We start from the raw sequence: 18,134 nt of genomic DNA on the forward strand, positions 1-18,134 counted from the left end.
GCACCCATGGCCAGGAAAAAGAGCAAGGGCAACGGCGTGACCGCAACCATTTCGGCCGCCGCCAGCAACGTCGCCGACACCGCCGCCAACGTCGGCAGCACCATCGCCTCCACCGCCGGCGGCGCCGTCGCCACGGTCAAGAAGGCCGCTTCCAAGGCAACCAAGGCCGTCAGCAAGACCGCGGCCACCGCCAAGAAGGCGGTCACCAAGCGCGTCACCAAGGCCAAGAAGACCCTGGCCGGTGCCAGCGCCGCCGCCAAGAAGGAAGTCGCCGCACTGCGCCGCAAGGGCGCCGGCAAGAAGGCCGCCAAGAAGAAGACGGCGAAGAAGTCGACGGCCAGAAAGGCACCGGCCAAGAAGGCCGCCGCCAAGAAGGCCGCACCGCGCAAGGCGGCCAAGAAGTCGACGGCCCGCAAGGCCACCGCCAAGCGCGCCGTGAGCAAGGCCGCCAAGGCCGTGCGCAAGTCCACCGCCACCGCCAAGCGCAAGACCGCCGGCGTGGCGAAGAAGGCCAAGCGCAGCGCCGCAGGCAAGAAGGCCGCCGCCACCCGCGCGGCGAAGAAGTAAGCCATTCCTCTCCCTCCCCTGCGAAGGCAGGGGAGGGTTGGGGAGGGGTGCTCTCCATCGCCTGTCGCCCCCATATCAATAGCAACACGCACTGCACCAGGACCCACACGCAATGGCCGTCAAGATCGACAAGAAAATCAAGGGATACGCCGTGGTCACCCCCGAGGACAAGGCGCGCGAAGGCGCAGCCCCGGTCTCCGGCGAAAGCGTGCCCCGCTCCACGATCGAGGCGGAAGTCTCGGCCAAGCCCATGGCCGACGTGATCCAGATGCACGAGCGCATCGAGCGCCCGGAAGTGCTGATCGGCTCCACCTACAAGATCAAGTCGCCGCTGGTGGAACACGCCATGTACGTGACCATCAACGACATCGTGCTCAACGCCGGCTCCGAGCACGAGCAGCGCCGCCCGTTCGAGGTCTTCATCAACTCCAAGTCGATGGAGCACTTCCAGTGGATCGTGGCCCTGACCCGGATCATGTCCGCCGTGTTCCGCAAGGGCGGCGACGTGACCTTCATCGTCGAGGAGATGAAGGCCGTGTTCGACCCCAAGGGCGGCTACTTCAAGGCCGGCGGCGTGTACATGCCCAGCCTGGTCGCCGAGCTCGGCACGATAGTGGAAGACCACCTCAAGACCATCGGCCTGATGCACGACCCGGAACTGAGCGAACACCAGCGCGCCATGATCGCCGAAAAGCGCCGCGCCTACGACGAACAGCAGAACAACGGCTCAAAAAAAAACGCTGAAGTAGCCAAGACCTCCGCTCGCACCGAGCAGCGGAGCGAAGTCGAAGGGCAAGCCCCCGACCGCAGCACCGCCGAAGGCCGCTCTGAGGAAGTCATCGAAGTCACCGGCGACGGCGCGTCTTTCCCGCCGTCCGCCACCATGTGCCACAAGTGCAACACCAAAGCCATTGTGATCATGGATGGGTGTGCGACTTGTTTGAATTGTGGGTATAGCAAGTGCGGATAAGGCGTCTTGCGATCCATGCCTAAGGCAAAGGGTTAGGTCCAGCAAAGGGCTTAACCCTTTTTAGTTTATGGCCTTTGTTGATTGCGGTTTGCGTAGCTATATTGAGCAGAGCAACTGGAGGAAACATGTTGGCGAAGGCGCTCAATTGGGAAAATCTCCTCGCGACCGATCGGCTCGATGGCCCAGATAGAAAAAAAAGCATTCATGCGAAAATAATTGATCACAGAACCGATCATGAGCGTGACTTCGATCGGGTCGTTTTCTGCGCTCCCGTCCGTCGACTAAAGGACAAAACACAGGTTTTCCCTCTCGACATGCACGATGGGGTCAGGACGCGGCTCACGCATTCAATAGAAGTCTCAAACCTTGCTCGGTCAATGGGCACGTCGATTTCGTACGATGTGCAGGAGATAGCCGCTGTTCCGAATTCAAGTAGGAATGTGCCTGCTCTGCTCGCGGCAATTGCATTGACTCATGACTTAGGTAATCCGCCATTCGGTCACCAAGGTGAAGTCGCGATCCAGCAATGGGTTGCTTCTAGGGAGGATGAGATCCGTGCGCTGACCACTAAAAGGGAGTTCAAGGCAGCCCTATTCAAAGATTTCCTTCATTTTGAAGGAAATGCTCAAGGATTCCGTATTCTTGCGAGACTTCAGCATCAAGACCATCGCTCATCTCTGCGGCTGACAGCGTCTACGCTAAGGTCATTCATGAAGTATCCGTGGTCGTCAGAGCGGATATCTGATTCAAGCGATTCAACCAAGTTTGGCTTCTTTCAATCTGAGAAGAATGTCTTTGAGTGGGCAAGCGCGAAAACTGGTTGCGAGGGGCGCCATCCACTTAGTTATCTGATGGAGGCGTGCGATGACATCGCATATTCCGTTCTCGACATTGAGGATGCGGTTAAAAAGGAATTGATCAGCGTTGCTGACTTGGCTGTATTTATGGGTTCTATCGAGTATCGAGACGATGATCGCGTGAACGAATTGATAGCCCAGTATCGGGACGACAGGGATTGGTTGAGTTCTTTAACCATGCCTGGAGAGGACGGCAAGCAGGTACAAATAAGCAATAAAGAGATACGAGATTCGCAGGTAGATCTACTTCGAAGCTATGCAATCGGGTTGATGGTTTCAGATGCTATTGAGCGGTTTAAGGAGTTGGTCATCGATGGCATGCTTGGAAAAATAGAGAAAGACATAGCAGGTGATTTTAGATCCGCCGTTTTAATGAAGGCTCTGAAGAAGTTTGCAAAGCTAAGAGTTTACAAGCATCCCGATGTCCTGAAAGCTGAGTTACAAGGGCATCGCGTTATTCCAGCACTCATGGATGTGTTCTGGAGGTCAGTGGTCAATCATCATCGGGGGACTCAATCCAAGATTGACGAGTATGTTATGTCGCTTATATCTCCGAATTACATAAGGGTTAGTAAGCAATCAGAAGATTTGAAATTACCGCTTTGGTATCGGCAATTGCAACTTGTATGTGATCAAGTATGTGGAATGACGGATTCATTTGCGATACGCACGTACGACTCTCTTTCTGAGCTAGGCGCTATTAGGTAGCCAAAATGGCGGCATCTCAAGTTGATGGAAGGCTAAGGCGTTACGTGCTTGCGCTAAAGAAGCACGATGGTCTCGCGTCTTTCATTCAATCGATTAATAGTTTCGGCGAAGCCTACATTTTTGGTGGCGCAGCGCGCGATGTCGCGTTCGTTGGTCAAGGTGTTGTGAATGACCTAGACATAATCGTTTCGGGGGGAATAGACCTGGAAGAGTTGAATAAATTCTCTGAAAGCTGGCATCGAACCAACTTTGGTGGTCTGAGAGGAGTTGTAGGTCGTTTCGACGTTGATATATGGGATTTGAGAAAGAGCTACGCATTTCGATATGACAGCTCTAGTTTCATATCAGTCCGAAACTTGCTAAACACTGTGTGCTTTTCCACTGACGGAATTGCCGTTTCTCTGAAGAGCGGGAGATCGATCACGAGTCCAGCATTTGATAGGGCGTTCTCGTCAAAACGGCTCGATTTCATTGTTCCACCAACGAAGCCGGAGCCTGTCGTGGCGGCACGTATTGCCAGGCTTATGATGAAGCTTGAGCTTGAACTGACTCCTTCAGTAGCGAGCTACTTCATCAGTTGCTACGAGACCTTCGGCGTCTCCGAGCTCATAAAGGCCGAGTCGAGATGGGGTGGGAAGCGGATGCTTAACGAAGTGTCCATCGAGCTAATCAAGGCCGATATAGATAATGCAATTCGATCAGTCTATCGCCGGCTTGCGGACGAAGCTTCTGGCAGAGCGCAGAAGCAGCAGATGGGGCATCCCTCATAAGGTTTGCACGGCAGTCAGTCTCTGATCCGTATCGCACCTATTCTTTCCGTCCGGAATCGGGATGGAACGTTGCCAAGAGTTGTTAGAGAGGTTGGCAACCGAATTTAAAGGGGAAGGAGGAAATTGAGCCGCGCTAATTCCCTCAGTCCCTTTTGCGGCAAGGGGACGCCATGGAACGTCAGGAACCAAAGATGGGCCAGGACATGGCCGTAGAACGGCTGGAGCGCGTCAGGTATGGAACTCGCGCGCTGCATGGTGCGCTTGAGCCTCTCTGGGATGAGTTGCCAGAACCTACTAGCAAGCGCGTACTGGCGGTGCGCGGTTTCGCGAACATAGTCAGACAGCATGTGGCGGCCCAGTGGATTCTCGTGCAACAGGAGCTGGATGTCTCCGCAACGGCACTTGTTCGGCCGACCTATGAAGCGTTGGTGCGCGCCATCTGGCTATTACGCGGCGCCCAGGATGCATGGGTTGCTGGCTTTTTCACCCCTCGCCAGGAAGCAGTCGAATCTGATGCAGAGACCCGCAAGGGTCCTGACGTAACCGCAATGCTGGAAGTCATTGCGCTGCATCATCCCGCCGACATCCACCAGCCACTCGTCGCATTGAAGGAAGCGACATGGCGTGCCATGCACTCCTATGTGCATGGCGGCATCCGGCCCGTTGTCCAGAGCTTTGTCGCCTTCCCGCACTGGGAGGCGGGGTCGCTACTCATCAACGCCAACGGCATGCTAATGCTGGCGACGAACGTCGCCCGCATGGCCCATGGCCTAAGCTCGCCCACGTTGTCAGTGTTGCAGCAGCAATATGCGGACTGTCTACCGAACGCCGGGTGAGAAGGATCGACTGGCAGTGCTTAATTAACCGGTCCGAGGAATCAGGGGGCGCTCACAGGGGATTGATAATCCCCGTGTCTGGAAAAAAAGGCATCAGGGACAGTTTCTAAGCCACACTGTCGAGGCGGTCCGCGCGGGGCGCAATATTCGCCAAAGCGGAAGACGGTCCTATATCCGCCAGTACTGGGTTGGAACTGGGAGGAGAGGAGAAATGAGCGAAAACCAGGATGGTGGCGAAGAGCCATCCAGCGCGCCGATCGAAAAGGAGAGCGTGCGCAAGTTCGTCCTGCGCATGTCGCAGCCGTTCTTGCTCGACACTGCGGGACTGGGGACGATCCAGTGCCGGCATTTAACGATGAAGGCCTTCCAAACCTTCATGCAGCGGATGCCCTCGCTTGCCGAAGTGGATGATGAAGCGCTGGTCCGCGCCTATCTGGGAGCGGTTTCAGGCTTTCCTGTCGACGACGATGAGGCACTCCCCCCGCCATTACCGGAAGAGGAGGTCGCACTGCTCACTTCGGCCGATGTTAGTGCGTTCGCTCAGACCTATTTGAAGCAGATCGTTAAGGCGGCGGAGGTCGTTCATCCCGTTCCCGAACTCGCTGCCTTCATCCGCGCCGAGCGGGGACGTATCGAAGAGAGCTTCAAGAAAGCCGCCGAAGCCATTCGTGGGGCGGTCGATGTTAATGCGGTCGCCGATGTCATGAAGAATTGGCGGGCGCTCCACACTAATGTAGCGGGCTCAGTGCTCGGGCTGCGAGACGAGATCAAGCGCCTGTTCGGAACAATGGCTCCCTCCATTGGGGATGCGATTCGCACTCTCCAACAGGATCGTCAGATACAGATTGGAGCCGCCTTGGGCCGAGATCAGGAGCGCTTGAAGGATATCTTGGACGGCCAGCGCGAGATCACAGGCTTGCCGGGGAGCGAATTGAAAGCGCTCACAGACAGGTTCAGCACGACGCATGGGGGGCGCTATGAGCCATTCCGGGTGGAGACCCCTAGGTTCGATACAGACGACTACGTCTCTCGAATTCCGGTCTGGGAGCCGCCAGACGACGAAGAAACGCCTGTCGGCCGGACCGCGATTGCCGTGGAGGAGTTGCGTCAGGTCGGCGTGCGCATGGAAGACGCAATGGACTTGATTGTCGAGCAGGCCGGCAATGTCTCTGGCTTGGTCGGCCAGGTTGTCGTCCAGATCAAGGAGGAGGCGGCCAAGAGCCAGAAGGGGGCAAAGTTCGCCATGGGCGTTGCGGTTCTGGCGCTCCTGGCCTCGCTGGCCACTGGTTTGGCGGGCTACATGGCGGATCGGAGCGAGGCGAAGGCGGGCGATGTAGCGGGTGACCGAATGGTTGCCCACTTGGCGGAGCAGAACCGATTGCTGCGAGCAATGCTGGCGCGGGAGAGTCAGGCTGAACGTCCAAGTCACACGCCTGAGGGCCCGCCGGCTGCGGCGTCGCCACCTTCGAAAACCGAGCTGGCACCGGACTTAAAGGGGACGGCGGCAATTAAGCCGCGCTAGTTCCCTCCGTCTATTTTGATTGCTGCGAAAACAGGGGTCAGAGAACAATTTCTGCTTGAATGTCGTTGCGGAGCCAGCCGTCTCTTTTGAATCGAGTCGCAGCTCATGTCCACAATGACCACCACAAACCACGACGCCCTCAAGGTCATACATATCGACGCATCGCCCGCGCAGGTCTGGCGTGCGTTGACCGATGCGCGCAGCGTGGTCTCGTGGATGTCCGCCGAAGCGCTGAGCATGGAGACCAGCTGGCAGGTCGGCAGTCCGATCGTATTTCGCGGCGTCCTGCACGGGAGGCTCCGGTTCGAGAACACGGGCACGGTGCAGGCCTTCGAGCCGGAGCGCCTGTTGCGCTATACGCACTGGAGCAGCCTGTCCCGGCGTGCCCTGGACGACGTGCCCCGGAACCACGTGACGCTCACCTTCTCCCTGTCTCCCGATGGCAACGGGACGCGACTGCAGTTGCTCCTGGGCAACATGCACGACACCGCGGTGCGCGGACACATGGATTTCCACTGGGATATGACCCTGCCCGTACTGAAGCGCTACTGCGAGGCGACCCGCGCAAGGCGGGCTTGAGCCCGCCCTGCGGCGCTGCGGGAGGTTCCACCCCAGGGCTGACGAGCGGGTGGCAGGCGGTCACCCCCGTCCCCCGACTGCAAGCCTCGCCCGCCCGCGCGCAAGCCAAATTGGGTCGCGGTTGGTATGCGGGAGCCTTGCGCGCAAGCCAAATCCGGTTGCGCGCAAGCCAAATCGGCTCGCGCTTGGACCAAATCCGCTTGCGCGCAAGCCAAATCGGCTTGCGATTGATACGCCGGTGCCTTGCGCGCAAACCAAATCCGGTTGCGCGCAAGCCAATTTGGCTTGCGATTGGGCGAAATCCGCTTGCGCGCAAGCCAAATCCGGTGGCGGCTGGGGCAAATCGGCTTGCGAAGGAGCCTGCGGGGGCGGTTGGGCACCCGTGGCCCCGGGGGGAAAGGCTCAGGAAGGGGCAGTTCACTTAGGGAAATAGGGGTCAGAGAACCATTTCACATTCACTGCCGCAGGAATTAGTTCTCTGACCCCTGCTTTTCGGAGATTGACGGCCGCGCCTTCAAGGAAATAAGCGTCGTCGGCCAGAGCGATGCCGGGCCGACGTAGAGCCCCGGTAATGCGGCCAGGCTCATTCTCTTGGCAGTGCTCGCAGGACGTGATGGAGTTCAAGGAAAGACCAGCACCGACATGCGCGTTGTCGGATGCAAGGATCGAGGTTGTTGTCCGAGGGACGGTCGCCACCAAGTGCCAGCAGGCATCACCCGCTATCGCGTTCCTGCGCCTTCCTTTGGGCACGTCCGATAAAGTCGAGCATCAGCGACGCGGCCACGGCCGCATGCGTCTCGAGCAGCAGGTGGCCGGCGTCGAGGACATGGGCTTCCATCCTCGGCAGCGCGCGCATCCACGACAGCACCTCGGCGAGATCGAAGTAGATGTCATGCCTTCCCCAGACCATCAGGGCAGGGGGCTGCCAGCGCTCGAGGTACTGGGCGATGGCGTCGAAGCGGGCGGCGTAGTTCGCATAGTCCGCAATCAGCGCGCGCTGCGTGTCCATGTGGCCCGGCAGGTTCATCACCCGCCAATCTTCTTCCCAGTGTTCGGCGGGGATCCGCTCGGCCACGTCCGCCGGGACGCCCGAGATATACGTGTCGCGCGTGCCTGCCAGGGTCAGATGCGCGGTGGCCGCCGCTTCGTTCTCCGCGTTGGGCTGCGCCCAGTAGGCTTGCGTCGCGGCCCAGCCCGGTCCCCAACCCGTGCGATGCGCGTTGGCGTTCTGGACGACGAGGCCCAGCACCTGCTCGGGCGCCTGCATGGCGATCTGCAGGCCCACCGGCGTTCCCCAATCATGCAGGTAAATGAAACGCGGCCCGATGCGCAGCCGGTCCAGCAGCTCGCAAATCGCGTCACCGATGGCGGCAAACGAGACCGCCGGCAGCGCGTCGGATTCGCCATGGCCGGGCAGATCGGGCGCAATCACGTAAGCGGACTGCGCCAGCGCGGGCATGAGCTCCCGGAACATGCGCGCCGAGTTCGGCGTGCCGTGCAGCAGCAGCACGGCCGGCCTGGACGTCTCGCCCGCCGTGGCGTACGCCAGCTCAGTACCGCCCGACAAACAAAGTCGTTCCATTTCCATGGATTGCCCTCCATCCGGAATGCAGGGCCGTTGATAGGTGTTGCGGCGTTACCAGTCGGTGAGAATCACAGCAACGCTGGCTAACAACTCGTGCGAAATAGGTCTCAGGGACAGTTTCTACTTCTCGCGCGAAGCGTAATTTGTCCCCTCAGACGACTTTTCTTACGGTGCAATGGCCCGAGGGCCGCTGATCCCGGAGCCACGTAATTGTTGAGCGCCTCCGGGGGTAGTAGTAGTCACCTGTGCAGTGCTGCTTCCGGCGAAGAACGGATTGCTTGGGCGAGCTATATCGCGGACGAATGCCTGGCCGCGGATGGTCGTCTCTTGCGTTGCAGACTCTGATAGATCGGGCCAGGAGCGGCCATGCGCAAATGCTTGGGAGGAACGATGCGATACGCCCTAATGCTGGTTCTTGTTCTGCTATGGCCCGCTTCCGGCTTCGCACAATCGCCGAAGACGTTTTTGGCGATCTTTCCTCATCCAGATGACGAATCCGCAATCGGCGAGGTTTTGGCCAAGTACGCGGATCTTGGCTACAAGGTGCAATTGATTATTGCCACCGACGGTAAGGACGGAACTAGAGTGACGAAGATTCCTCCGGGTGAAGTGCTGGGAAGTATGCGCAAAGACGAAAGTCGCTGTGCTGCGAGAAAACTTGGCATCGAAGAGCCGATCTTTCTTGGGATCGAGAGGCTCGATACGAAGATCGGTGTTGGAAAGTATTTCGGTGAACACAAGAAGCTATTGGAACATCTCAAGGAAAAGATATCAGCCATCGATCCGGAGTTCATAGTCACGTTCGGCCCCGATGGCGACACATCGCATTCGGAACACATCGTGGCCGGTGCGGCGGTGACGGAATTGCTCCTGAGAGAAGGTTGGGTCGACAAGTACCCGCTCTATTACTTGGCGTGGACCAAGGAGCAAGGAAGGCTCTTCGATCTTGGTTATGTGGATAATCAGTACTTGAACGTGAAGATCGAATACACCCAGGAAGCAGAGGACAAGGCGTTGGAAATGATGCCTTGCTATGTAACGCAGTACACCGCAGACGAGCTCAAGGAAGACCGTCAGAAGAAGCTAGTGGACGCATCAAACGCCATTCACTTCCGGAAGTTCGCAGTGGTTGAAGGATTGCGAGGTGGATTCTGAGTCTCTTGGAGAGGGTCCGCTTTGACCTAAAAAGGGACAGATGAAATCAACCTGCGCTGATTCTGCCCGTCCCTTCTGATTTGCCCTCCAGTCATGGGCGGACGTTTCGGCGTAGCGCGCCGTTCTGCATGCGCTGCGATCTGCAGCATCGCCGCCATGCAGCGCGTGCAGCCTCAATGCACGTAGTTGAACGCGACTACCGGCGTCGCGGAGTCGGTTGTCGCGGCTGTGGATCGGGCGCGCGCCGAAGATAATGCCGAAGTGGGGCTGACGTTGTATTCCACCGCGGGCGCCAGGAACCAGGCCTCGCTGGAACCTGACGCGAAGCGCAGCGGCGTGGGCGTGGGGTCCTGTCCGCCGTTGTTCCGCCGATTGGCATTGGTATCGCGCGAGTCCGATCGCGTCGCCCTGCGGCGCCCGATGCGGTGGCGGTCGCGCACCGCGTGTCCGCGCCGAGTTGCTATGATCGGTGCGAGCAAACGCCGGTGCGGGAATCGTCCCGCCGCCGCGCACGCGCGCCGCGCTGGAGCGTCCCGCCGCGTCGCGCCGACTCTTCGATCCGGAATCGCATGCGGCAACGCGCCTGGCATCTTCGGTGGAACGCGGCCGTCCTCGCCGCCATTGCTGTGGCGTGGGCCGTCGTAGCGCTGGTGTTCGCCGCACAGGGCTACGCGATCAGCGCCTACCGGGGCGCGCCCCAGCCGTGGTGGCCGTCGCTGGGGTATTCGCTGGCGATCTTCTCGGTGTGGGCCCTGCTGACCCCGGCCATCGTGCAGGCCGTGGCCCTGATCGAGGCGACGGTGGCGCGGCGTTCCGGTCGCGTGCTGGTCTACGTCGCCGGCCTTCCGGTCGTGTCGGCGCTGCATGTCGCGTTGTTCGCGCTGCTGTACTGGCCCGTCTACAGCGACGGCGGGCGCGTGCCCACGCGTGCGGCGATGGCGGCGCGGATGTTCATGCAGAACGTGGACACCAACACGCTGTTCTACCTGCTGGTCGTTGGTGTCGCCGTGGTCGTGGTGAGGCGTCGCCAGGAGGCGCGGCCAGCCGTGACACCCACGGCCGCGGCACCCAGCGATGCGGCCGAACCGGCCCCGCTGCAGGTCAGGACCCGGGGCCGGCTGCAGCTGGTGCCGCTGGCGCAGATCGACTGGATCCAGGCAGCCGGCGACTACGCGGAAGTGCACGCCGGCCGCCATGCGCACCTGCTGGACGAGTCGCTGAGCTCGCTGGCCGAGCGGCTGCCGGCGGCGGAGTTCGCGCGGATCCACCGGCAGAGCGTCATCCGCGTCGACCGGGTCAAGGAGGTGCGCAGCCTCGGACGCGGCGACGCCGCGGTCGTCCTGGCGAACGGGACCGAGCTGAGGTTGAGCCGTCGCTACCGCGCAAACCTGCTGGGCCGGCTGCCGCGCCCCACGCCTGCCGATCCCGCTCGCCGGTAGCGGTGGTCCCGCTCGCCGAAAACCCGTAGCGCGGCGGCACCGGCGGCGACAGCATCGCCGCACCTCCACTGCGGGACCCTGCGACATGTCGATCCGGTTCACTGCGGCCTGCGCCGCCGCCCTCGCGTTGTTGTCTTTTGCGGCTGCGGACCGGCCACTGCACGCACGCGAACGCTCTGCAGCGCCGGTGCGGCAAGCGGTCGACCTGCAGGTGCCGCATGTGCCGACCGCGCTGCGGACTGGCGATGAGCGGCGGCTGGTTTACGAACTGCACCTGACCAACTTCGCCTCCCAGCCGCTGACGCTGGCGCGGGTGCAGGTGCTCGACGGCGACACGCACTCCGTGGTCCTCGACCTCGCCGACGCACCGTTGCATGCCGCCGCCGCGCTGCCCGGCGCGCCGGAGGCCGAGCAGCGCGCGCGGTCGATCGCCGAGGGTCGCCGCGCGATCGTGTACCTGTCCGTCCCGGCCACCGACACGCGCCAGCGCCTGCTGCATCGGATCGAACTTTCCCCGCCCGGTGCGTCCGCGGTGCCGATCGAGGTGGTGGGTGGCGCGGTGCGGGTCGCGCCGGGTGCGGCACCGGTGCTGGGTGCGCCGCTGCGCGGCGGGCCGTGGGCGGCGTTGTACGACCCGGGGATGGAACGGGGCCACCGCCGCGTGATCTACGCCGTCGACGGCCGGGCGCGCATTCCCGGCCGGCACGCGGTGGACTGGATGGTCGCCGCTCCCTCCGGCCGACACGGTGCCCGCAACCCGTGGGCGGAGAGCGACGGCTTCGGTGCGGACGTCTTGGCGGTCAGCGATGGGGTCGTGGCCGCCACGCGCGATGGCGTGCCCGAGCCAGAGAAGGGCGCGGTGCGCGCGCCCGTGGCCCTCGCCGACGCGCCCGGCAACTATGTCGCGCTCGACATCGGCGGCGGCCGGTACGCCTTCTACGAACACCTCGCCCCGGGTCTGGCTGTGCGGCCCGGCCAGCGCGTCCGCCGCGGGCAGGTGATCGCCCGCGTCGGCTCCACCGGGTCGGCGAGCCGGCCGCACCTGCATTTCCACGTCAGCGACGTCGGCGCGCCGCTGGCGGCGGAAGGTCAGCCGTTCGAACTCGCGGGCTGGCGCGCTCTCGGCGCGTACCGCTCAATCGACGCGTTCGACCGCGACGAGTCGTGGGTCGAGTCCGCGGCCCCTGAAACGCAGCCCGCAGAGGCCGGCTTCCCGACGCCCAACGCCGTGGTCGTTTTCGATTAGCGGTGCGCGAAGCGGAAAAACGGGGTGAAAACAGGGCTCGGAGTTGATTTTCCTGGTGAACTACGAGAAGCGCGACTCTGGCCCCTGCTCTTCATAGGTGGCTCGCGACCGCCTCTGGTGCGACGGCAGCTGGATCCGGGATTTCGAGCGTCATGTAGGTGCTGTTCGGGTCCTCGACGTACGTGCCGAACGGCGCGCATTCGACAAAGCCGAACGATGCATACAGCCGCCGCGCCGGCTCGAAAAAGGCCATCGAACCTGTTTCCAGGCTCACGCGCTGGAACCCGGCCAACCGCGACTCGGCAAGCAGATGCTGCAGGATCGTGCGTGCCACACCTTTGCGCAGATGCGCGCGGGCGGTCCGCATCGACTTGATCTCGGCATGCGCATCGTCCAGTCGTTGCAACGCACCGCAACCCAGTAGCGCATCGCCTTCGTGAAGAGTCCACACGCAGACGTCCGGTTGACGCAGGCCGGCCAGGTCGAGCGCGTGCTGACTTTCCGACGGCGCGGTCGCCTCCATCGCAGCGCGGTGCTCTTCCAGCAGCGCGATAAACGCCGGACTGTCGAGGTCGGCTCGTTTGATCAGCATGGAGTCGTCCTCTGCGACTATCTGGAGGACTCGCAGGGTAACAAAGCAAGCGATGGGAAAGGAGGCAATTAGCCCGCGTCGTCGCGACCGAAAGAGGGCCGGGTCACAAGCTGCGCTAGTGTCCTCCGTCCCTTGATTCGGTAACCCTCATGAATGTCGGGTCCTTTGGCTCCAGGCGCGGACTCACCCGCAGCCCCGTCTGAAGTAATGGCGCATCATCGAAACGGAACCCTACCCGCGTCGGCAGATGCCCATCGGTCGCAAGCAGGTAGGGTTCTGGCGCCAGGCGACGCCATCAACAGGACAGCAGCTTTGCTGCAACTTTTGGGGGTGAACGCAGATGCGCTTTTCTCGAATGGGGATGGGTCGCCGAACATTGCTTGCACTGGCAATTGGCTGTTGTATGCAGGTGGCTCTGGCCCAGGGCCTGGAGACGCAGCGCAACTACGATCTTCCCGCTGGCCGGCTGGTCGAGGCGCTCGATGCCCTCAGCGAGCAAAGCGGTCTGCAGATCGTGTACGACCAGGCGATTCTCTCGAAGACCAACGCCCAGGCGATTCGCGGCGTGATGACCGCGGAACAGGCCCTCAAGGCGCTGCTGCAGAAGCAAGGGCTGGAATTCGAGCATGTCAGCGAACGGACCGTGCGCGTAAAGGTGGCGACCCCGAGCAGAGCGCCAGCGCCGCCGCCACCGCCACCGCGCCAGGCGCAAGAAGCGGTGATCGACCTGGACAAGATCACCGTCACCGGCTCGCACATTCGCGGGGTCCATGCGAGCGCTTCACCACTGCTGACGTTCGACCGCGAAGACATCGAGCGGAGTGGGTATACCTCCTTCGGCCAGTTCGTCGAGAGTCTCCCGCAGAACTTCGGTGGTGGCGCAAGCCAGGACACCGTCGGCACGGACGGCAGCGTTGGCAACGACGGCTTTGGCAGCGCGGCCAACCTGCGTGCGCTGGGCCCAGGCGCAACGCTGGTACTCATCAACGGCCAGCGCCTGGCATCCGGCGGGAACTCGGGGCAGTTCGTCGACATTTCCATGATTCCGCTGTCCGCCATCCAGCGAGTCGAGGTGCTGACGGATGGCGCTTCGGCGCTCTACGGCGCAGACGCTGTCGGTGGCGTCATCAACGTCATCACGCGTGACGACTACGAAGGCGCGGAAACGATGCTCCGCTACGGCAATGTCACCAACGGCGATGCGCCGGAGGTCCTGGCCAGTCAATCGATCGCCGGCAGCTGGGCCACGGGCAACGCGATGCTGGTCGCCGAGTACGGTCGTCAGGACCCGCTGCGCGCGGGCGATCGCGATTTCGCTTTCGCCGCGGATCCGGATACGACACTTCTCCCGCAGCAGCGGCGCAACAGCGTGTTCGGAAGCATCAGTCAGCAGATTACAGGCAACCTATCGGTCTTCGGCAATCTGCTGTACACCAGGCGCGACTCGGAGCACGAGAAAGTCCTTCTCTTTCCCGACACGCTGCATGATCGTCAAACGGCCCGGAACACACAGCTCACCGGTTTGGTCGGGCTTCGCCTGGACACGGACAACTGGAATGGCGAGCTGGTCGCCAATCGCTCCGAATTCTCTTTCGATTCCGAGCTCGATCGTGAGGGAGAGATCACGCGGACGGACGTGGACACCGATGTCAGCGCGATCGACGCCCGGATCAACGGCGCAATCGCCCGCACATCCGCCGGTGACATCAGCGTGGCGCTCGGGGCCGGCTATCGACGGGAAAACGTCGACACGATCTTCGACGACGTGCTTCCTGCCCGAGACGTGCACGTGGCCTTCGGTGAGCTGTTTGTTCCGATTGTGGGACAGGGCAATAGGATGCGCGGCATCGAAGCCCTGGAGCTGAGCATCGCGGGTCGCTACGAGAAGTTCAGCGACTTCGGCAGCAAGCTCACGCCCAAGTACGGTGTTCGATGGAGCCCGGTGCAGGGGCTGGCTTTGCGCGGCACCTACGGGAAGTCGTTCAAGGCCCCGACGATGGCCCAGCTTGCCGGCGGCACCGAGTCCTTTCTCGCGTTCATCCCGAGCGATTTCGGGATCAGTGTGCCTGGAGACCCGTTGATCCTCGCGCGCACCCAGGCCGCTCATCCCGACCTTGATGCCGAAGAGTCCACCAGCTGGACGGTTGGCTTCGACGTTCAGCGGCCTGGCTCGCCCTTCAAGCTGAGCCTGAGCTACTACAACATCGAAATGAGTGGCCGCATCTCGGACCCCTTGGTGGCCGGGTTCGACGCTTTCTTCAATAATCCAGAGGCGTTTGGCGACCTGCAGGTCAGGAACCCCTCGGCAGATTCCATCAACCAGCTCCTCGCCGGCGCGACATCGTTCCTGGATCTCACGGGCGGCGCGTTCTCGCCCGATACCGTCGGCCTGTATGCCGATCTTTCCCTGACCAACCTGTCTTCGGAACGTCAGCGCGGATTCGATCTGGAAACGAGCTACTTGTTCGACACCAGGTGGGGCCAGATCGACGCCTCCCTGAGTGCGAACTACATCACCAAGTTCGAGAAGGCGGTCACCTCGACCAGTCCGGCCGTCAATGCACGCAACGTGTTATCCGCCCCGGTCGACTTTCGCCTGCGCGGCGGTGGAACATGGACGCGAGGGGCTTGGACGTCATCGCTGTTCGTCAATTACACCGACGATTATCGGGTGAGCGACGAACCGGGGACGGCCAAGATCGACTCCTGGACCACGTTCGATGCCAACGTGCGCTACGCCCTTGAATCGGAAGAGGGCGCCTTCTGGCATGGGTTGAGCTTCACGGTCGGGGTGCAGAACCTGTTCGACCGCAACCCGCCGTACGTGGCCACGCCGGTATTTCTCGGTAGCAACCCCGGCTATGACCCGACGAACGCGGACCCGCGCGGTCGGTTCGTGTCGTTGACGGTGGCGAAGTCATGGTAGGCGCAGGCCGGATTGCGCAGCGGATCCGGGTCCTGCTGATCGCGTCGCTTGCCTCCGGATTTGCAATGGCGTCCACACCAATGAGTCGCAAGGATGCTGCTCAAGCGGGAGGATTCGAAATTGCCGACTACTTCCGGTTGCAACGGGTATCCGAACTTGCACTCTCCAGTGATGGCGAGTGGCTGGCCTATATCGTCGAGGGGCAGTCGCTGGAGAAGAACGCGAGGACGCGCGAAGTTCGTATACGACCACTCACTGGACCCGAATCGGTCGCCCCCGAATCGGTGGCCGACGCGAGTGCGATCGCCTGGATCCCCGGCACCCATCAGCTCGCCTTTCTCTCGGATCGGGAGAGGGTGACGCAAGTGTTCTCCTTCGATGTGCAGACCAAGGAACTCCAGAAGCACACCGCCAGCGATCTGCCCGTCGAGAGCTTTCTGTTCGCGCCTGAGGGGGCGTCGATTGCCTATTTGGCGCGACAAACCTCCAGTCCGGAGGCCTCCCTCTATACGCGATTTCGAGAAGACAACACGGGCATCGTCATCGATCCGGCGACCACAAGCTCCCACGACTTCGTCAATCCGAACTGGCACGGGCAAGTACGGCGATCGAATCCGACACTGTGGTTGCGCAGATCCGGGAAGCCCGCAGTGCGCATCCCGGTGCCTGGCGATCCGTCGGACAATGACGGTGCGTACCACTGGTCGTCTGATAGCCGATGGCTGTCGGTCACCTATCTGGCTACCGACCTGCCCGCAGCCCAGTTGCGCGATGAGCGCACGAGCCTGGGCGTATACGCACCGGGTACGGGAGCGTTTCGCGTGCTGGCGGAAGCAACGCCTCGCGAAGGCCAGAAGTTTGGAGAGAGCTTTGCGGGCGGCGAGTGGATTCCCGGGAAACGACGGATGCTCGTAAGGCGGGTCAAGGAGAGCGAACCTTGGGTCAGTTGGGACTTTCCTGAGTGGACCGTCGCCGATCCATTCGCGGAGCTGCCGCGAGATTCCTCGAGATGGCATGCCACGGAAATCTATCCCAGTGGCTTGAGGTTCACTGCCATCGACGACTCGAAGGTACTTGTCGAGAACACCGTGCAGGGGGTGCATTCCCTGTTCGCTCTGCTACCTGGGGGCCTGCGCCCGGCAGAAGTGGTTTCGACCCTGGACGGAAGCAGCTCATTGGTAAGATTCAGCGCGGACGCCAAGGCCGCGGTCTTCGTCAATGAGAGCCTCACGCGCCCGCCCGAGATCTACGCATGGCGCGAAGGTCGGCCGCCACGCCCGATCAGTGACCTCAACCGGTCCATCGCCGCGAAGGTCCACTTCCGTGCGCGAGAGGTGCGCTGGTCGGCAGCTGACGGGCAGACCATCCAGGGATGGTTGCTCGAACCGCCGGCGTCGGCCGGATCGCGTCCATGGCCGCTCCTGACGCATGTGCACGGGGGTCCCGACTTCCCGTACCCCAATGCATTCCAGGCCTATTTTCACTATTGGCCATATGCCCTCGAGGTACTGGCGGAGCAGGGGATTGCGGTCTTCCTGCCCAACTACAGAGGGACGCATACATTCGGCAAGGTGATCGCCCAGGCGCAGGGCAATGAGCCGGTCGAAGACATTGTTGCGGGCATCGACCGGCTGATCGCCGACGGAGTCGCTGATCCGGAGCGGCTGGCGCTATCCGGTCACAGTCACGGCGCGGTGGTCGGACCGCAGGTCATGGCCCGAGCGAAGCGCTTCCGTGCCGCAGCGTTTGCTGAAGGCAGTGCCAACAGTGTCGTGATGTACGAATTGATGAGCGAGCAAGCCAATCGTGAGATCCACGATCCTCTGATGGGCGTCAGTCTGTACGAGGCGCCGCAGCGCTACATCGACGATTCGCCTGATCTGCACTTTTCTGGAGTACCAACGGCGACCCTCTTCGAGGGCGGTGCCTACACCGCTGCAATCCATATGCTCGGTTATCCGAAAGCAGCCCGCCGGGCAGGAATGCCGACGAAGTTCATCATCTATCCCAAGACCCAGCACAACATAGCGCTGCCAAATTTGCAGAGGGAGTCCGCATCCCGATCCCTGGACTGGTTCAAGTGCTGGCTGACCGACCTCGATCGACGGAACCATGGCGCGCTGAGGCCCATACGCGATCAAGCACCGATCTGCGGCGTGACCGACTGAACGACAGCGTGTTTCGAGTTGGGTTCCCGCTATCACGATGGCCGCTGACGCGCACGTTCAGGGGCGTCCGGAAATCCTCCTCCGAACGGGATGCTGCCGGCCCACTCTCGGCATTCCCCATGAAAACCTCGGGGGTGGGGCTGGATTAGCAGCTTTTTGTCCCGCACCCATCGGGGCGCTCATGGCTTCCCAGGCGCAGTCGGGCATGGGAAGG

The 18,134-nt window shown here is 61.7% G+C and carries 14 protein-coding genes; 12 read left to right on the forward strand and 2 right to left on the reverse strand.

Annotated elements, in window-relative coordinates; translation table 11 throughout:
* Positions 1-6 precede the first annotated feature (6 nt).
* From MC375_RS06580 to MC375_RS06610, 7 genes are all read left to right on the forward strand, one after another.
* On the forward strand, positions 7-567 hold the full coding sequence (locus tag MC375_RS06580) for a hypothetical protein (RefSeq protein ID WP_242102493.1): 561 nt from the start codon (positions 7-9) through the stop codon (positions 565-567).
* 112 nt (positions 568-679) lie between these two features.
* On the forward strand, positions 680-1,537 hold the full coding sequence (locus MC375_RS06585; protein ID WP_242102494.1) for an NrdJb: 858 nt from the start codon (positions 680-682) through the stop codon (positions 1,535-1,537).
* A gap of 125 nt (positions 1,538-1,662) precedes the next feature.
* Positions 1,663-3,102 carry a dGTP triphosphohydrolase gene (gene dgt, locus MC375_RS06590; protein WP_242102495.1) on the forward strand — a complete coding sequence of 480 codons (1,440 nt, stop codon included), beginning with the start codon at positions 1,663-1,665 and terminating at the stop codon, positions 3,100-3,102.
* A gap of 5 nt (positions 3,103-3,107) precedes the next feature.
* A complete protein-coding gene (locus MC375_RS06595) occupies positions 3,108-3,872 on the forward strand; it encodes a hypothetical protein (protein ID WP_242102496.1) in 765 nt (254 codons plus the stop codon).
* Positions 3,873-4,063: 191 nt separating this feature from the next.
* Complete coding sequence (locus tag MC375_RS06600) at positions 4,064-4,708, forward strand: hypothetical protein (RefSeq protein WP_242102497.1); 645 nt, start codon at positions 4,064-4,066, stop codon at positions 4,706-4,708.
* A 211-nt stretch (positions 4,709-4,919) separates the two neighbouring features.
* Positions 4,920-6,230, forward strand: a complete 1,311-nt coding sequence (locus MC375_RS06605) for a hypothetical protein (RefSeq protein ID WP_242102498.1) — start codon at positions 4,920-4,922, stop codon at positions 6,228-6,230.
* A gap of 114 nt (positions 6,231-6,344) precedes the next feature.
* On the forward strand, positions 6,345-6,809 hold the full coding sequence (locus MC375_RS06610) for an SRPBCC domain-containing protein (protein WP_242102499.1): 465 nt from the start codon (positions 6,345-6,347) through the stop codon (positions 6,807-6,809).
* Between the two features lie 712 nt (positions 6,810-7,521).
* Here the strand turns inward: MC375_RS06610 and MC375_RS06615 are convergent.
* A complete protein-coding gene (locus MC375_RS06615; protein ID WP_242102500.1) occupies positions 7,522-8,397 on the reverse strand; it encodes an alpha/beta hydrolase in 876 nt (291 codons plus the stop codon).
* A 363-nt stretch (positions 8,398-8,760) separates the two neighbouring features.
* On the opposite strand from MC375_RS06615, the gene MC375_RS06620 reads away from it, so the two are divergent.
* The 3 genes from MC375_RS06620 to MC375_RS06630 all read left to right on the forward strand — a co-directional run bounded on the left by MC375_RS06620 (position 8,761) and on the right by MC375_RS06630 (position 12,234).
* On the forward strand, positions 8,761-9,549 hold the full coding sequence (locus MC375_RS06620; RefSeq protein ID WP_242102501.1) for a PIG-L family deacetylase: 789 nt from the start codon (positions 8,761-8,763) through the stop codon (positions 9,547-9,549).
* A 569-nt stretch (positions 9,550-10,118) separates the two neighbouring features.
* Entirely contained in the window at positions 10,119-10,988 is an 870-nt protein-coding gene (locus tag MC375_RS06625) for a LytTR family DNA-binding domain-containing protein (protein ID WP_242102502.1), read from the forward strand.
* Between the two features lie 85 nt (positions 10,989-11,073).
* Positions 11,074-12,234 carry a M23 family metallopeptidase gene (locus MC375_RS06630; RefSeq protein ID WP_242102503.1) on the forward strand — a complete coding sequence of 387 codons (1,161 nt, stop codon included), beginning with the start codon at positions 11,074-11,076 and terminating at the stop codon, positions 12,232-12,234.
* Positions 12,235-12,325: 91 nt separating this feature from the next.
* On the opposite strand, the gene MC375_RS06635 is transcribed toward MC375_RS06630, so the two are convergent.
* A complete protein-coding gene (locus tag MC375_RS06635; RefSeq protein WP_242102504.1) occupies positions 12,326-12,826 on the reverse strand; it encodes a GNAT family N-acetyltransferase in 501 nt (166 codons plus the stop codon).
* Positions 12,827-13,229: 403 nt separating this feature from the next.
* Between MC375_RS06635 and MC375_RS06640 the strand changes: the two genes are divergently transcribed.
* Both MC375_RS06640 and MC375_RS06645 read left to right on the forward strand, forming a co-directional pair.
* A complete protein-coding gene (locus MC375_RS06640) occupies positions 13,230-15,752 on the forward strand; it encodes a TonB-dependent receptor (RefSeq protein WP_242102505.1) in 2,523 nt (840 codons plus the stop codon).
* Between the two features lie 80 nt (positions 15,753-15,832).
* Complete coding sequence (locus MC375_RS06645) at positions 15,833-17,920, forward strand: prolyl oligopeptidase family serine peptidase (RefSeq protein ID WP_242102506.1); 2,088 nt, start codon at positions 15,833-15,835, stop codon at positions 17,918-17,920.
* The last annotated feature ends 214 nt before the right edge of the window (positions 17,921-18,134 follow it).

The organism is Lysobacter sp. M2-1 (genome assembly GCF_022662495.1).
Lineage (GTDB): Bacteria > Pseudomonadota > Gammaproteobacteria > Xanthomonadales > Xanthomonadaceae > JAKPBU01.

Coding starts and splice junctions, on each gene's coding strand:
- MC375_RS06580 (WP_242102493.1), top strand. CDS start 7: ATGGCCAGGAAAAAGAGCAAGGGCAACGGCGTGACCGCAACCATTTCG.
- MC375_RS06585 (WP_242102494.1), top strand. CDS start 680: ATGGCCGTCAAGATCGACAAGAAAATCAAGGGATACGCCGTGGTCACC.
- dgt (WP_242102495.1), top strand. CDS start 1,663: ATGTTGGCGAAGGCGCTCAATTGGGAAAATCTCCTCGCGACCGATCGG.
- MC375_RS06595 (WP_242102496.1), top strand. CDS start 3,108: ATGGCGGCATCTCAAGTTGATGGAAGGCTAAGGCGTTACGTGCTTGCG.
- MC375_RS06600 (WP_242102497.1), top strand. CDS start 4,064: ATGGGCCAGGACATGGCCGTAGAACGGCTGGAGCGCGTCAGGTATGGA.
- MC375_RS06605 (WP_242102498.1), top strand. CDS start 4,920: ATGAGCGAAAACCAGGATGGTGGCGAAGAGCCATCCAGCGCGCCGATC.
- MC375_RS06610 (WP_242102499.1), top strand. CDS start 6,345: ATGACCACCACAAACCACGACGCCCTCAAGGTCATACATATCGACGCA.
- MC375_RS06615 (WP_242102500.1), bottom strand. CDS start 8,397: ATGGAAATGGAACGACTTTGTTTGTCGGGCGGTACTGAGCTGGCGTAC.
- MC375_RS06620 (WP_242102501.1), top strand. CDS start 8,761: ATGCGCAAATGCTTGGGAGGAACGATGCGATACGCCCTAATGCTGGTT.
- MC375_RS06625 (WP_242102502.1), top strand. CDS start 10,119: ATGCGGCAACGCGCCTGGCATCTTCGGTGGAACGCGGCCGTCCTCGCC.
- MC375_RS06630 (WP_242102503.1), top strand. CDS start 11,074: ATGTCGATCCGGTTCACTGCGGCCTGCGCCGCCGCCCTCGCGTTGTTG.
- MC375_RS06635 (WP_242102504.1), bottom strand. CDS start 12,826: ATGCTGATCAAACGAGCCGACCTCGACAGTCCGGCGTTTATCGCGCTG.
- MC375_RS06640 (WP_242102505.1), top strand. CDS start 13,230: ATGCAGGTGGCTCTGGCCCAGGGCCTGGAGACGCAGCGCAACTACGAT.
- MC375_RS06645 (WP_242102506.1), top strand. CDS start 15,833: ATGAGTCGCAAGGATGCTGCTCAAGCGGGAGGATTCGAAATTGCCGAC.